The sequence below is a fragment of the Pseudomonas sp. Z4-20 genome (assembly GCF_051131955.1).
Lineage (GTDB): Bacteria > Pseudomonadota > Gammaproteobacteria > Pseudomonadales > Pseudomonadaceae > Aquipseudomonas > Aquipseudomonas marvdashtae.
The window spans coordinates 3,765,390-3,778,455 of sequence record NZ_CP071641.1; the positions used below are offsets into that span (position 1 = coordinate 3,765,390).

Annotated in this window: 11 protein-coding genes; 4 read left to right on the plus strand and 7 right to left on the minus strand. The window is 62.6% G+C overall.

The genetic code is table 11. From position 1 onward, the window contains the following. Positions 1-97 precede the first annotated feature (97 nt). Together J3P82_RS17040 and ppsA are read right to left on the minus strand one after the other, a co-directional pair. Positions 98-1,087, minus strand: a complete 990-nt coding sequence (locus J3P82_RS17040; RefSeq protein ID WP_434557886.1) for an alpha/beta fold hydrolase — start codon at positions 1,085-1,087, stop codon at positions 98-100. An 85-nt stretch (positions 1,088-1,172) separates the two neighbouring features. After that, on the minus strand, positions 1,173-3,548 hold the full coding sequence (gene ppsA, locus J3P82_RS17045) for a phosphoenolpyruvate synthase (RefSeq protein WP_434557887.1): 2,376 nt from the start codon (positions 3,546-3,548) through the stop codon (positions 1,173-1,175). A gap of 184 nt (positions 3,549-3,732) precedes the next feature. Here ppsA and ppsR point away from each other — a divergent pair, with 184 nt between their 5' ends. Beyond that, a complete protein-coding gene (gene ppsR, locus J3P82_RS17050; protein WP_186609894.1) occupies positions 3,733-4,551 on the plus strand; it encodes a posphoenolpyruvate synthetase regulatory kinase/phosphorylase PpsR in 819 nt (272 codons plus the stop codon). A 133-nt stretch (positions 4,552-4,684) separates the two neighbouring features. On the opposite strand, the gene J3P82_RS17055 is transcribed toward ppsR, so the two are convergent. The 4 genes from J3P82_RS17055 to J3P82_RS17070 form a co-directional block, all read right to left on the minus strand. Then, on the minus strand, positions 4,685-4,912 hold the full coding sequence (locus J3P82_RS17055; protein WP_186609895.1) for an MbtH family protein: 228 nt from the start codon (positions 4,910-4,912) through the stop codon (positions 4,685-4,687). A gap of 84 nt (positions 4,913-4,996) precedes the next feature. Beyond that, positions 4,997-6,409 carry an aspartate aminotransferase family protein gene (locus J3P82_RS17060; protein ID WP_434557888.1) on the minus strand — a complete coding sequence of 471 codons (1,413 nt, stop codon included), beginning with the start codon at positions 6,407-6,409 and terminating at the stop codon, positions 4,997-4,999. Between the two features lie 118 nt (positions 6,410-6,527). Further along, positions 6,528-7,859, minus strand: a complete 1,332-nt coding sequence (locus tag J3P82_RS17065; protein WP_434557889.1) for an ATP-binding protein — start codon at positions 7,857-7,859, stop codon at positions 6,528-6,530. Then, on the minus strand, positions 7,859-8,539 hold the full coding sequence (locus tag J3P82_RS17070) for a response regulator (RefSeq protein ID WP_434557890.1): 681 nt from the start codon (positions 8,537-8,539) through the stop codon (positions 7,859-7,861). The genes J3P82_RS17065 and J3P82_RS17070 overlap by 1 nt, the downstream gene beginning before the upstream one ends. Before the next feature lie 176 nt (positions 8,540-8,715). Here J3P82_RS17070 and dsbD point away from each other — a divergent pair, with 176 nt between their 5' ends. The 3 genes from dsbD to dsbG are packed head-to-tail and all read left to right on the plus strand — an operon-like array spanning position 8,716 to position 12,055. After that, positions 8,716-10,443: a protein-disulfide reductase DsbD gene (dsbD, locus tag J3P82_RS17075; protein WP_434557891.1), complete on the plus strand. Its 1,728-nt coding sequence runs from the start codon at positions 8,716-8,718 to the stop codon at positions 10,441-10,443. Next, a complete protein-coding gene (locus J3P82_RS17080; protein WP_434557892.1) occupies positions 10,443-11,312 on the plus strand; it encodes a prolipoprotein diacylglyceryl transferase family protein in 870 nt (289 codons plus the stop codon). The genes dsbD and J3P82_RS17080 overlap by 1 nt, the downstream gene beginning before the upstream one ends. Further along, entirely contained in the window at positions 11,288-12,055 is a 768-nt protein-coding gene (dsbG, locus tag J3P82_RS17085) for a thiol:disulfide interchange protein DsbG (protein WP_434557893.1), read from the plus strand. Before J3P82_RS17080 ends, dsbG begins: the two co-directional genes overlap by 25 nt. Positions 12,056-12,232: 177 nt before the next feature. Here the strand turns inward: dsbG and J3P82_RS17090 are convergent, their stop codons facing one another. Then, complete coding sequence (locus J3P82_RS17090; RefSeq protein ID WP_434557894.1) at positions 12,233-13,045, minus strand: alpha/beta fold hydrolase; 813 nt, start codon at positions 13,043-13,045, stop codon at positions 12,233-12,235. Between the last annotated feature and the right edge of the window lie 21 nt (positions 13,046-13,066).

Sequence of the window (13,066 nt, forward strand, 5' to 3'; positions counted from 1 at the left end):
GGCTGAATGAATAACCGTTTGTGACCGAAACAACGTAGCGCGTCATATCTTAGCCGCTAGCCGACCAGAGCGGAATGCCCTTGTCAGAGCCTTCCCCTCAAACCGCTTCGGCCAATCCGGACGGTGCCGCCAACAGCGGCGCACATTGATTTTCCAGCCAGCGCGCCACCAGCGGCCAGACCTCGGCATGCGCGGCCTTGCTGACGAGCATTTCCACATGGCCGAAATCGGCGCTGAAGCCCTGCTCTCGGCCGAGACAGACGAACTGCTTGTACTCGGAACCGATCTGCTCGAACAATTTGCGACAGGCCCAGGTTGGATCCTGCTGATCACCGGCGGCACTCACCGCCAACACCGGCACTTGCACGTCCGCAAGGCCCGCCCACCAGTTCTTTTCGGCATCGCCGAAGCGCCCAAACAGGCCATACCAGCGCATGCTCTCCAAGGCCAGGCCGATGGGTTCATCCTCCGGGCCGCGCTTGAGCCTTGAGCCAGACAATTGCGCAAACCGCTTGAGGATGAATCGCCCGCTCCACTCCACCGGCGGAATTTTCAGCGGCCAGTAGGTGCGGCTGACCTGGGTACCGAAAAAGGCCGCCGACGCCACGCCGGGCTCGCCCAGGTAATGCCCGCCCAAGGCTGCCGCCAAGGTAATGCCACCCAGGGAATGACCGATCCAATGGGGCACCTGGCCGCTTTGCTCACGCACAAAGGCGCCGATGGCCGGCAAGTCGTAACGGGCATAGTCGGCCACGCGGTTGTTGCGGTAGCCCTGGTTGCGTTGCGACAGCCCATGACCGCGCATCTCGGGAATCCAGACATCGAACCCACGCCGCACCAGATATGCCCCGAGCCCAAGGCCCTTGGGCGAATACCAGAAGCGCCGGTTGGAGAAGCTGCCGTGCAGCAGGATCACCGGGACGCCACGGACTTCGCCGGCATCCGCCATGCCCAGCCGGGTGACGGCCAGTTCGACGCTGTAGTCCGGGCTGTTGCCGGGTTTCAAGCGATAGACATCTTCGCTCAAATCACCACGCCGCTCGGCGCTGATCAGGGCGACAGGAAATAAGTTGCTGCTGCTTTGCATGATCTTCTTGCACAAAAAAGGCGGATTCCGTGCGGAGCCCGCCCTGCTTCAATCAAAAGGGGCCAACGGGGGCCCCTTCACTCAATCAGACCGCAGCCTGACCCTCAGCCAGGAAGAACCAGGTTTCCAGTACGGAGTCCGGGTTCAGCGAAACGCTTTCGATGCCCTGCTCCATCAGCCACTTGGCCAGGTCAGGGTGGTCCGAAGGGCCCTGGCCGCAGATGCCGATGTACTTGCCGGCCTTGTTGCAGGCGGCGATGGCATTGGCCAGCAGCTTCTTCACCGCCGGATTCCGCTCGTCGAACAGGTGGGCAATGATCCCGGAGTCGCGGTCCAGGCCCAGGGTCAACTGGGTCAGGTCGTTGGAGCCGATGGAGAAACCGTCGAAGAATTCGAGGAATTCTTCAGCCAGGATCGCGTTGGACGGCAGTTCGCACATCATGATTACGCGAAGGCCGTTTTCGCCACGGGCCAGGCCGTTTTCCGCCAGCAGGTCGACCACTTGGCTCGCTTCGCCGAGGGTGCGCACGAACGGCACCATGATCTCGACGTTGGTCAGGCCCATCTCGTTGCGCACGCGCTTGAGGGCGCGGCACTCGAGCTCGAAGCAGTCACGGAACGATTCGCTGATATAGCGCGAAGCGCCACGGAAGCCCAGCATCGGGTTTTCTTCTTCCGGCTCGTAGAGCTTGCCGCCGATCAGGTTGGCGTACTCGTTGGACTTGAAGTCCGACAGGCGCACGATGACCTTTTTCGGGTAGAACGCCGCCGCCAGGGTACTGATGCCTTCCACCAGCTTCTCGACGTAGAAACCGACCGGGTCGTTGTAGCCGGCGATACGCTTGTCGACGCTGTCCTTGATTTCCTGAGGCAAGCCGTCGTAGTTCAGCAGTGCCTTGGGGTGCACGCCGATCATGCGGTTGATGATGAATTCGAGACGGGCCAGGCCCACGCCGGCATTCGGCAATTGTGCGAAGTCGAAAGCACGGTCCGGGTTGCCGACGTTCATCATGATCTTGAACGGCAGCTCCGGCATGGCGTCCACGGAGTTCTTCTTGATGTCGAAGCCCAGCTCGCCTTCAAAAATGTAGCCGGTATCGCCTTCGGCACAGGAAACGGTGACGCCTTGGCCGTCCTTGAGCAATTGGGTGGCGTTGCCGCAACCAACAACTGCCGGGATGCCCAGCTCACGGGCGATGATCGCCGCGTGGCAGGTGCGCCCGCCACGGTTGGTGACGATGGCGCTGGCGCGCTTCATGACGGGTTCCCAGTCCGGGTCGGTCATGTCGGAAACCAGTACGTCGCCGGCCTGGACCTTGTCCATCTCCGAGACGTCCTTGATGATCCGCACCTTGCCGGCGCCGATGCGCTGGCCGATGGCACGACCTTCCACCAGTACGGTGCCGGTTTCCTTGAGCAGGTAGCGCTCCATGACGTTGGCGCTAGTGCGGCTCTTCACGGTTTCCGGACGGGCCTGCACGATGTACAGCTTGCCGTCGTCGCCGTCCTTGGCCCATTCAATGTCCATCGGGCACTTGTAGTGCTTCTCGATGGTCATGGCCTGCTTGGCCAGCTCGCTGACTTCGGCATCGCTCAGGCAGAAACGCGCGCGATCGGCCTTGTCGACGTCGACAGTCTTCACCGAGCGACCCGCCTTGGCTTCGTCGCCGTAGATCATCTTGATGGCCTTGCTGCCCAGGTTGCGACGCAGGATCGCCGGGCGACCGGCTTCCAGCGTGCCTTTGTGGACATAGAACTCGTCCGGGTTCACCGCGCCCTGTACGACGGTTTCACCCAGGCCGTAGGCGCCGGTGATGAACACCACGTCACGAAAACCCGACTCGGTGTCGAGGGTGAACATCACGCCGGCGGTGCCGGTTTCGGAGCGGACCATGCGCTGCACACCCGCGGACAGGGCGACCAGCTTGTGGTCAAAGCCCTGGTGCACGCGGTAGGAAATGGCACGGTCGTTGAAGAGAGAAGCGAAGACTTCCTTGGCAGCCCGAATCACGTTTTCCACGCCACGGATGTTCAGGAAGGTTTCCTGCTGACCGGCAAAGGATGCGTCCGGCAAGTCTTCGGCAGTGGCCGATGAACGTACGGCGACCGCAATATCGGGGTTGCCTTCGGAGAGCTTGGCAAAGGCCGTGCGGATTTCGGCGTTCAGCTTCTCGGGGAATTCGGCCTCCATGATCCATTGGCGGATCTGGGCGCCGGTCTTGGCCAGGGCATTGACGTCATCGACGTCGAGGGCGTCGAGCGCATCGTGGATCTGCTGGTTCAGGCCGCTCAGTTCCAGGAAATCACGATAAGCCTGGGCGGTCGTGGCGAAGCCACCTGGCACCGATACACCGGCGCCGGCGAGGTTACTGATCATCTCGCCCAGGGATGCGTTCTTGCCCCCCACATGCTCTACATCATGGACGCCGAGCTTATCGAGGGAAACTACGTACTCTACCAAGGTGATCTCTCCACTAACTGTGTTGGAAAAGCTCGAGAACCGGTAGCTCCAGGGGAGCGAGTCACCGGCGATATGGCCTGGACCTGGAAAATAAGTGAGAATGCGGACCACGGGCGGCCGGCAAATCGCGCCTATCATATCCAAGAATCGTTACTAGCTCACTAGCTTAAGGCCCAAGGCGCAAATGAAACGATCTGCTTTCTTTATTTCCGACGGCACCGGCATCACGGCCGAAACGCTGGGCCAGAGCTTGTTGGCGCAGTTCGAAAACATTACCTTCACCAAGCTGACACGTCCCTACATAGACAGCGTCGACAAGGCGCGGGCCATGGTACAGCAAATCAATAAAGCCGCCGAAACCGACGGTTTTCGCCCGATCATCTTCGATACCATCGTCAATCAGGACATCCGTGAGATTCTCGCAACGTCCAATGGTTTCATGATCGACATTTTTTCCACGTTTCTTGCGCCACTCGAGCAGGAACTGAGCGAGCATTCCTCCTACTCGGTCGGCAAGTCCCATTCCATTGGCCACAACTCCAACTACATGGAGCGGATCGAAGCGGTCAACTTCGCGTTGGACAACGACGATGGCGCCCGCACGCATTATTACGACAAGGCCGACCTGATCCTAGTGGGGGTGTCGCGATGTGGTAAGACGCCGACGTGCCTGTACATGGCGATGCAATTTGGCATCCGCGCGGCCAACTATCCGCTGACCGAAGACGACATGGAGCGCCTGCAACTGCCGAGCGCCCTGCGCGCCCACCAGCACAAGCTGTTTGGCCTGACCATCGACCCGGACCGCCTTACCGCGATCCGCAACGAACGCAAGCCCAACAGCCGCTATTCGAGCTACGCGCAATGCGAGTTCGAGGTGCGCGAGGTGGAAAACCTGTTCCGGCGGGAGAATATTCCCCACATCAACTCCACGCATTTTTCCGTGGAGGAGATTTCGGCGAAGATCCTGGTGGAGAAAGGGGTGGAGCGGCGGTTCAAGTAGAGCAGCGATGAGTTTCAAGCGCCAAGCTTCAAGATAAAGCAGACGGCGGTGCACCAACTGTCGGCCCAGACGCAAAGCCTGATGAGGGAGCGGGCTTGCCCCGCTCCCTCAAAGCGGGGCGCGTCGGCTCTGTTTAGTGAGCCGCAGTCGCCTGCTCTTCCATCTTCTTGCGCAGGCTCAACGGTCGCATATCGGTCCAGACCTCTTCGATATAAGCCAGGCATTCCTTTTTGAAACCGCTTTTGCCAACGGTGCGCCAGCCTTCCGGAACGGCCTTGTAGTCCGGCCAGATCGAATACTGCTCTTCGTGGTTGACCACGACCTGGAAGAGGATGTCCTCGCGGTCGAATACTGAAGTCATGGGTGGTTCTCCATCGTTGCTCAAGGGTCGCCGCGCGCAGGCGCAGCCAAGGTATGAAAAGGAACGTACCGGACCGGATGAAAATTAGGCGTCGGCCACGGCGGCTTCCAGGGCACGCCGGAAAATCTCCGCAACCCGGTCGATCTCCGCTGCGGTAATGATCAGCGGCGGCAGGAAACGCACCACGCCGCCCTGTCGACCACCCAACTCCAGGATCAGCCCACGCTTGAGGCATTCACGCTGCAGCCGTGGCGCCAGCCGTGCATCCACCGGTGGGTGGCCCAAGGCGTCCGGCTTGCCGGCCGGGTCTATCAGCTCGACGCCGAGCATCAGCCCGCGACCACGAATGTCGCCCAATTGCGGGAAGTCCCTCCGCAGGATATGCAAATGTTCGCTCAGGCGTTCGCCCATGGCGGCGGCATGAGCCGGCACGTTGTGTTCGACCAGGTAGCGCATGACCGCGCTACCCGCCGCCATGGCCATCTGGTTACCCCGAAAAGTCCCGGCATGGGCGCCCGGCAGCCAAGTGTCGAGCCAGTCGCGATACACCACCACCGCCAGCGGCAGGCTGCCGCCGATGGCCTTGGACAGCACGACCACGTCCGGAATGATCCCGGCGTGCTCGAACGCAAACATCTTGCCGGTTCGGCCAAAGCCGCTCTGGATCTCATCGACGATCAGCGCTACGCCGGCCCGCTCGGTGATCCGCCGCAACCCGCGCAGCCAGTCAAGATCGGCGGGTATCACACCACCTTCGCCCTGCACCACTTCGACGATTACCGCCGCAGGCAACTGCACGCCGGCCTCGGGGTCGGTCAGCAGGTTTTCCAGGTAATGCAGATTGGCCTTGACGCCTTCAGCCCCCCCGAGCCCGAACGGACACCGATAATCGTAGGGATACGGCATGAACTGCACGCCACTGCTGAGCAAGGCCTCTAACGGCTTTTTAGGGCCCAGACTGCCCATCAGGCTCAACGCGCCTTGGCTCATGCCGTGATAACCGCCCTGGAACGACAGCACGGTGCTTCGCCCCGTGGCGGTGCGCACCAACTTGAGCGCCGCTTCCACAGCGTCTGTCCCCGTGGGTCCGCAAAATTGAATTTTCGCTTCGGCGGCAAGGGCCGCTGGCAACAGGCCGAACAGGTCCTGGACAAAGCGATCCTTGACCGGCGTGGTCAGGTCCAGGGTATGCAACGGCAGCTCATCGGCAAGTACCTGCTGGATCGCCTCGATCACTACCGGGTGATTGTGCCCAAGGGCCAGCGTGCCCGCGCCGGCCAGGCAGTCGATGAAGGTGCGGCCCTCGACATCTTCGACGTACAGGCCCTTGGCGCGCTTAAGGGCCAGGGGGATCCGTCGTGGGTAACTGCGGGCATTGGATTCCTGCCGGTTCTGGCGGGCCAGCAACGGCGATTCGTTGAATTGATAGAGCGTCTCGACCGGTGTCGGACTGACCCGGACAGGCAATGCTTGGATAGGACTGTGAGCGACTGACATTTTTCGACCCCGCAATGAGTGACCAAACGGCGCACCGGGCAGGTGCGCATTCGGCGCGCACGTGCAGGCTACTGTTGGAAACGCATCAGCGAGGCAAGGATTTACCCACAGGAACCCGTCACTGGACAGGCGACACTTGTACCGGCACGGTGAACTCAACTCGCAGCCCATCCGGGCGGCTGTCGAAGTGCAAGCCACAGCCGCAACGCTGGACGATAGCCTGGACAATCGCCAGTCCCAACCCGCAGCCATTGCTCTGGCCGTTGCGCCAGAAGCGCTGGGTCAGGTGCTGGATATCTTCGGCGGCGATGCCGGGGCCTTGGTCGCGCACTTGGAAACGCACACGTTGGCCGATCATCTCCAGGTTCAGCTCGACCTCGGTATCGTCCGGCGTATGGCGCAGGGCATTTTCCAGCAGATTGCGCAACGCGGCGATGGCCAGTACCGCTGGCATCTGCACTGGCGCGTCGGACAGTGGCGGCGATAGATGCAGCCTGATCCGCTGGGGCGCGCCACCGGCCGCATCCTGGATGGCCAGCCGTGCGACCTGCTCGGCATTGCATTGCACGCCGTCATCGAACGACAGGCTGCCCTCGACCCGGGCCAGCAACAACAGTTGTTCAAGCGTGCGGTGCAGCCGGTCGGCGCCCTCTTCCGCCCGGGCCAGGGACTGGTCGCGCGCGGCGCCCTCAGTCATGCGCGCTACTTGCAGGTGCGTCTTGATGGCCGTCAGCGGGCTGCGCAGTTCATGAGCGGCATCGCCGGTCAGGCGCCGCTCGCGCTCGATGGTCTTGCCGATGCGCTGGAGCAACTGGTTCTGGGTTTCCAGCAAGGGACGCAGCTCGCTGGGCAGCGGATGAATCTGCAGCGGCTCCAGGGAATCGGCGTTGCGCCGCATCAACGCATCGCGCATGCGGTTGAGCGGCGCCAGCCCCTGGCCGATGCCGAGCCACAACAGGCACAGGCAACCGAGCAGCGCCACGCCGACCGGCACCGACGCCGCCAGCAACACCGACATGTTCAACGCTTCGCGCTCGATCTGGCGGTCGGCAGTGGTAATACGCAAATCGCCCCGGGCCAAGGTGAAGCTGCGCCACGGCGCGCCGTCGATCATCTGGTCATGAAAGCCCATTTTCTCGGCTTCAAGAGCTTGCTCCGGGGTGCCGTGGCTGCGCGCCAGGATCTCCCCGCGCAAGGAACTGACCTGGCAGGCCATGCCGCCCGGAATGCTCAGCTGTTCAGCACTGAAATGCGTGCCCTCACCTTTGCTGGGCATGGGCGGCAGTTGCTCCAGCAACCCGGCGACCATCCGCGCCGAAGCCACCAGGCGCTGGTCGAGGGAAAACATCATCTGGTTGCGCAGGTCGCTGAGCATCCAGGCGGCGGCGAGGGCCCAGATCAGCGCGAAGGCCGCGCCAAGGGTCAGGCTCAGCCGTAGTCGCAAGCTCATCACTTGGAGGATTCCCCGCCATCGGCCGGCCCCAGCCGATAACCCAGGCCGCGCACCGTCTCGACAATCCCGTTGCCCAGCTTGCGCCGCAGATGGTGGATATGCACGTTGAGGGCATTGCTTTCCAGTTCGTCGTTGAACCCGTAAACGCTGTCCTTGAGCTGCTCGGTGGACAACACCCGTCCGCGGCTGTGAAGCAGGGCCTGCAACAGCGACTGCTCGCGGCGGGACAGGTCCACCGATTGACCGTCCAGGGTGGTTTCGCGGCTGCTGGGGTCATACGTCAGGCGGCCGTGCTCGATCAGATTGACGCTGCGCCCGGCCACGCGTCGCAACAAGGTGTGCAGGCGCGCCGCCAGCTCGCGCAGGTCGAACGGCTTGAGCAAATAATCATCGGCGCCGGCCTGGAGGCCTTCGACCCGGTCGGTCACCGAATCACGGGCGGTGAGGATCAGCACCGGAATCTCCAGGCCTTGCTGGCGCAACTGCCGGAGCAGCTTGAGGCCGTCCTCATCGGGCAGGCCAAGGTCGAGCACCATGACATCGAACTCGGCCACGCCAATCATCGCCCGCGCCGCCGATGCGGTGGCGACGTGTTCGACCGTCAGGCCTTGGGCCGTCAGCCCGGCGACTATGCCGCTGGCGATCAACTCATCGTCTTCGCAGACCAGTACGCGCATGGGGGGCCCCGTTGAAAAAGGTACATTAGGCCGTCGGCCGATTAAGCCGACATTATGCGACGAGTACGCCCGATATGGGCGATCATTACTGCAAACCGGTTGTCGACCGGGTTAATCGACGGTTAATCGCCAGCCACCATTGTGCGTTCCACTTGCTTCGCTCTAAGGCTTTACCCATGCGTCGATTGTTTTTGCTGTGGCTGATCCTGCTCTCGGGCCTGGCCCAGGCTGCCAATCCCTTCGAGACCAAACCCGACTTCCTGCCGGTGGAAAAGGCGTTCGTCTTTTCCTCGCAACGCCTGGATTCCGGTGAGACCCAGTTGTTCTGGCAGATCGCGGACGGATACTACCTTTATCAGCAGCGGCTCAAATTCGACGGTTTGGCCGAAGCGCAAAAGCCGAAGTTGCCCGAAGGCGAAGCTCACAGCGACGAGTTTTTCGGCGACCAGCAAGTCTATCGCCAGGCACTGGAACTGAAGATTCCCGCCGGGGCTACGGGAAAGATCAAGGTCGGCTTCCAAGGCTGTGCCGACGCGGGCCTGTGCTATCCGCCCCAAACCCAAGTGGTCGACCTGGGTGGCGGCGCAGCGATAACGGCCAACGGCGAGGCGCAGGATCAGGCCTTGGCCAGCGGTCTGCAACAACGCACGTTGGGCTGGAGCCTGCTGGTGTTCTTCGGCCTGGGGCTGTTGCTGGCATTTACGCCGTGTTCGTTGCCAATGCTGCCGATTCTGGCCGGGTTGGTGGTGGGCAGCGGCGCCGGCCCCCGGCGCGGTCTGGCATTGGCCGGCAGCTACGTGATCAGCATGGCCTTGGTGTATGCCGCCATGGGCGTGCTCGCGGCGCTGCTCGGGGCCAACCTGCAGGCATGGTTGCAACAACCCTGGCTGTTGGGCACTTTCGCGGCGGTGTTCGTGGTGTTGGCGTTGCCGATGTTCGGCTTCTTCGAACTGCAACTGCCGGCCGCGCTGCGTGATCGCCTGGAGAACGCCGGCCGCCAGCGGCGCGGGGGCAGCCTGGTGGGTGCCGGCGTGCTCGGCGCACTGTCCGGCCTGTTGGTGGGCCCGTGCATGACCGCGCCGCTGGCCGGCGCGCTGCTATACATCGCCCAGAGCGGCAACGCGCTGCACGGCGGCTTGATCTTGTTCACCATGGGCGTCGGCATGGGCCTGCCGCTGTTGCTGCTGGTCACCGTGGGCAATCGCTTCCTGCCCAAGCCCGGCGCCTGGATGAACCTGCTCAAGGGTGTATTCGGCTTTTTGTTCCTCGGCACCGCGCTGCTGATGATTCGCCCGATCATCGATGGCTCGCTGTGGATCGGACTATGGGGCGCACTGCTGGTAATTGCCGCTTATTGCGCTTGGCGCCAAACTCAAGGATTTGGTCGCGCCGCCTACCTGTGGGGCAGCGTGTCGCTGTTGTTCGGCCTGTGGGGCAGCCTGCTGGTGATCGGGGCGTCGGGCGGCAGCGACGACCTGTTCAGGCCGTTGGAGGTCTACACCGGCGGACAAGGCAACGCGACCCTCAGCACCGACGATGCCTTCGTTACGGTCAGCGAGCCTGCCGCCCTGCAACGGGAACTGGACGCCGCCAAGGCGCAGGGCCAGTGGGTGTTGCTGGATTACTACGCGGACTGGTGCGTGTCCTGCAAGATCATGGAGAAACAGGTGTTCGGCCGCGCCGAAGTGCTCGATGCCCTCAAGGACGTGCGGCTGCTGCGCCTGGATGTCACCGCCGACAGCGCCGCCAGCCGAGAGCTGCTAAGCCGTTACCAGGTGCCTGGGCCACCGAGCCTGCTGTGGGTCGGCGCGGACGGCGCGGAACGCCGCAGCCAACGGATCACGGGCGAAATCGACGCCAAGGGCTTCCTGGAGCGCTGGAACATCACCCGGAACGCGCCCTGATGCTGACGTTTACCTTGGGCACCTTTGCCATCGCCCTTAACCATCTGTTGCTGATCAGCGCATTGGCCCTGGCGACCTTCGTCGGTTGGCGCGTGGCCAAGCGCGGCGGCGAAAACCCCGAATCAGTGCTGTTCGGGTTGTTCCTGCTGGGGCTGCTTGCCGCGAGAGTCGGCTTTGTCGCTGCGTACTGGAACCATTACCAGGACGATCCGTGGCAGATTGTCGACTTGCGCGACGGCGGTTTCCTGGCCTGGCCGGGCATCGTTGCGCTGTTGATCGGAGCGCTGCTATGGGCCCGTCGCCGACCGGGCCTGCGACGCCCGCTGGGTTTCAGTGTCGGCAGCGGGCTGCTGTTCTGGCTGGTGGCAACCCTGTCGTTGACGATTTATGAGCAGGGTACTCGCTTGCCGGCGATCGATCTGCGCAACGCCCAAGGCGAAACCGTGAACCTCGCCGACTACCAGGGCGGCCCCTTGGTGATCAATCTATGGGCCACGTGGTGCCCACCCTGCCGGCGTGAAATGCCGGTACTGGAAGAAGCGCAAAAGCAGCGCCCGGACCTGACCTTCCTGTTCGTCAATCAAGCCGAAAGCATGCAAAGCGTCAGCACCTACCTCGCGACCCAGGGCCTTAGCCTGACTAACGTGCTGTTCGATGGCAGCGGGCGTCTTGGTCAAGCCGTCGGCTCGATGGCATTACCGACAACCTTGTTCTACAGCGCCGACGGCCGCTTGCTGGGCAGTCATCTGGGCGAATTGTCGGAAGCGAGCCTGGCCCGCGCACTGGAAAATTTCGAAACGCCGGGCTCGACCACGGCGGCCCACCCCGCGACAAGGACACTGCCATGCCCCGCCTCAACCACCTGCTGACCCTGGCCTTTGCCGGCGCACTCTTGCAAACCCCACTGCTTCACGCCGAAGAGTTGCCGGCGGCGATCAAGAAGATCGAAGCCAAGGGCGCGAAAATCGTCGGCACCTTCGACGCACCGGATGGCTTGCGCGGTTATGCGGCGCAATACCAGAACCGTGGCATGGCCGTGTACCTGACGCCGGATGGCAAACACGTTCTGCTGGGCAACCTGTACGACGCCGAGGGCAAGGACCTGAGCGCCGAGCCGCTGCAAAAACTGGTCTACGCGCCGATGGCCAAGGAAATCTGGGCAAAAATGGAAGCGAGCAATTGGATCGCCGATGGCAACAAGGACGCACCACGCACTGTGTACCTGTTCAGCGACCCCAATTGCCCATACTGCAACATGTTCTGGGAACAGGCCCGACCGTGGGTCAAGGCCGGCAAGGTGCAGTTGCGCCACATCATGGTGGGCATCATCCGCGAGGACAGCCCGGGTAAATCCGCTGCATTGCTGGCCGCCAAGGAACCGGAGAAAGCCCTGGCCGAGCATGAAAAGGCCGGCAAAGGCAGCTCGCTCAAACCGCTCAAGGACATACCGTCGGCCATCCAGGCCAAGCTCGACGCCAACCTGCAACTGATGGAAGAACTGGAACTGTCAGCCACCCCGGCGATTTTCTACCTCGATGACAAAGGCGAACTGCAACAACAGCAAGGCGCGCCATCGCCGGACAAGCTGGTGAAGATTCTCGGTCCGAAGTAAAGCCCAAAAAACCTGACGCGCCGCCGACTGCTTTTGTGGCGAGGGAGCTTGCTCCCGCTGGGTTGCGAAGCAGCCCCTGGCTGTCTTGCTGTGGTTCGTCAGGTTAAACGCATGCGCTTTTTGGGGCTGCTGCGCAGCCCAGCGGGAGCAAGCTCCCTCGCCACGGTTGGGCAACAGTCAGTGCTTGCGCGTCAGAAGCGCCAGCAACACCTCGGTCACAAACTCCGGGTTCTCCAGATTCGAGATATGCCCCGCCTCCGGGACCAGCATATGCCGACAGCCAATCAGCTCGGCCATTTCCAACGCCTCGGCCGGTGGCCGTGGCTTGTCCTGGTCGCCGCACATCACTAGCGTGCGCTCGGCGTCCAGTCCAGGCAGGCGCGGCAGGATATCGTCCCGACCGAAAATGATCCGCCCCAGCGGTACGACACTGTCGCGCAGGCGATCGGCGGGTAGCGCCGCGAGCGAGGCGCGGAACTGTTGGTAGAGCGCCGACTGCGGATCGATGCCTGGCCGGAAGAAGATCGGCACGATGATGTCCAGCAACGGTTCAGGGATGCCGCCGCAGGCCTCGATCTTGTCGAACAGCGAGAAGTAATACAGGCGGGTCGGTTCCGGCTCGACGCCGACGTAGGTGTCCATCAACACCAGCGACTCCACACGTCCAGGCGCCGCCAACGCCAGTCGCGCACCCCACATCCCGCCCACCGAGAGCCCCACCAGGCTGAAGCAATCGATCTCCAGTTGGTCCATCAACGCCAGCGCCTGGCACGCCAGGTCATCCAGGGAAGTCGTGTCCTCCGGCAAGCGCCCGGACTGGCCATGGCCCCACAGCTCAGGAACGATCACCCGACAGTGCTTCGACAGGGCGTCAATCTGCGGCGTCCACATGCTGCTGTCCCACAAATAGCTGCTGCCCAGCAGCACCACCGGCCCCCGGCCTTGGTCAAGGTAATGGAGCGGTTGTCCGGCAATCGTTACAAAAGGCATCGGTGACCTCCTTGTTGAGTC

Excerpts from the sequence above, each read along its gene's own strand:
- dsbG (WP_434557893.1), top strand. The coding sequence starts at position 11,288 with ATGCCCCGCCTCAACCACCTGCTGACCCTGGCCTTTGCCGGCGCACTC.
- ppsR (WP_186609894.1), top strand. The coding sequence starts at position 3,733 with ATGAAACGATCTGCTTTCTTTATTTCCGACGGCACCGGCATCACGGCC.
- J3P82_RS17080 (WP_434557892.1), top strand. The coding sequence starts at position 10,443 with ATGCTGACGTTTACCTTGGGCACCTTTGCCATCGCCCTTAACCATCTG.
- J3P82_RS17090 (WP_434557894.1), bottom strand. The coding sequence starts at position 13,045 with ATGCCTTTTGTAACGATTGCCGGACAACCGCTCCATTACCTTGACCAA.
- J3P82_RS17070 (WP_434557890.1), bottom strand. The coding sequence starts at position 8,539 with ATGCGCGTACTGGTCTGCGAAGACGATGAGTTGATCGCCAGCGGCATA.
- dsbD (WP_434557891.1), top strand. The coding sequence starts at position 8,716 with ATGCGTCGATTGTTTTTGCTGTGGCTGATCCTGCTCTCGGGCCTGGCC.
- J3P82_RS17040 (WP_434557886.1), bottom strand. The coding sequence starts at position 1,087 with ATGCAAAGCAGCAGCAACTTATTTCCTGTCGCCCTGATCAGCGCCGAG.
- J3P82_RS17055 (WP_186609895.1), bottom strand. The coding sequence starts at position 4,912 with ATGACTTCAGTATTCGACCGCGAGGACATCCTCTTCCAGGTCGTGGTC.
- J3P82_RS17060 (WP_434557888.1), bottom strand. The coding sequence starts at position 6,409 with ATGTCAGTCGCTCACAGTCCTATCCAAGCATTGCCTGTCCGGGTCAGT.
- J3P82_RS17065 (WP_434557889.1), bottom strand. The coding sequence starts at position 7,859 with ATGAGCTTGCGACTACGGCTGAGCCTGACCCTTGGCGCGGCCTTCGCG.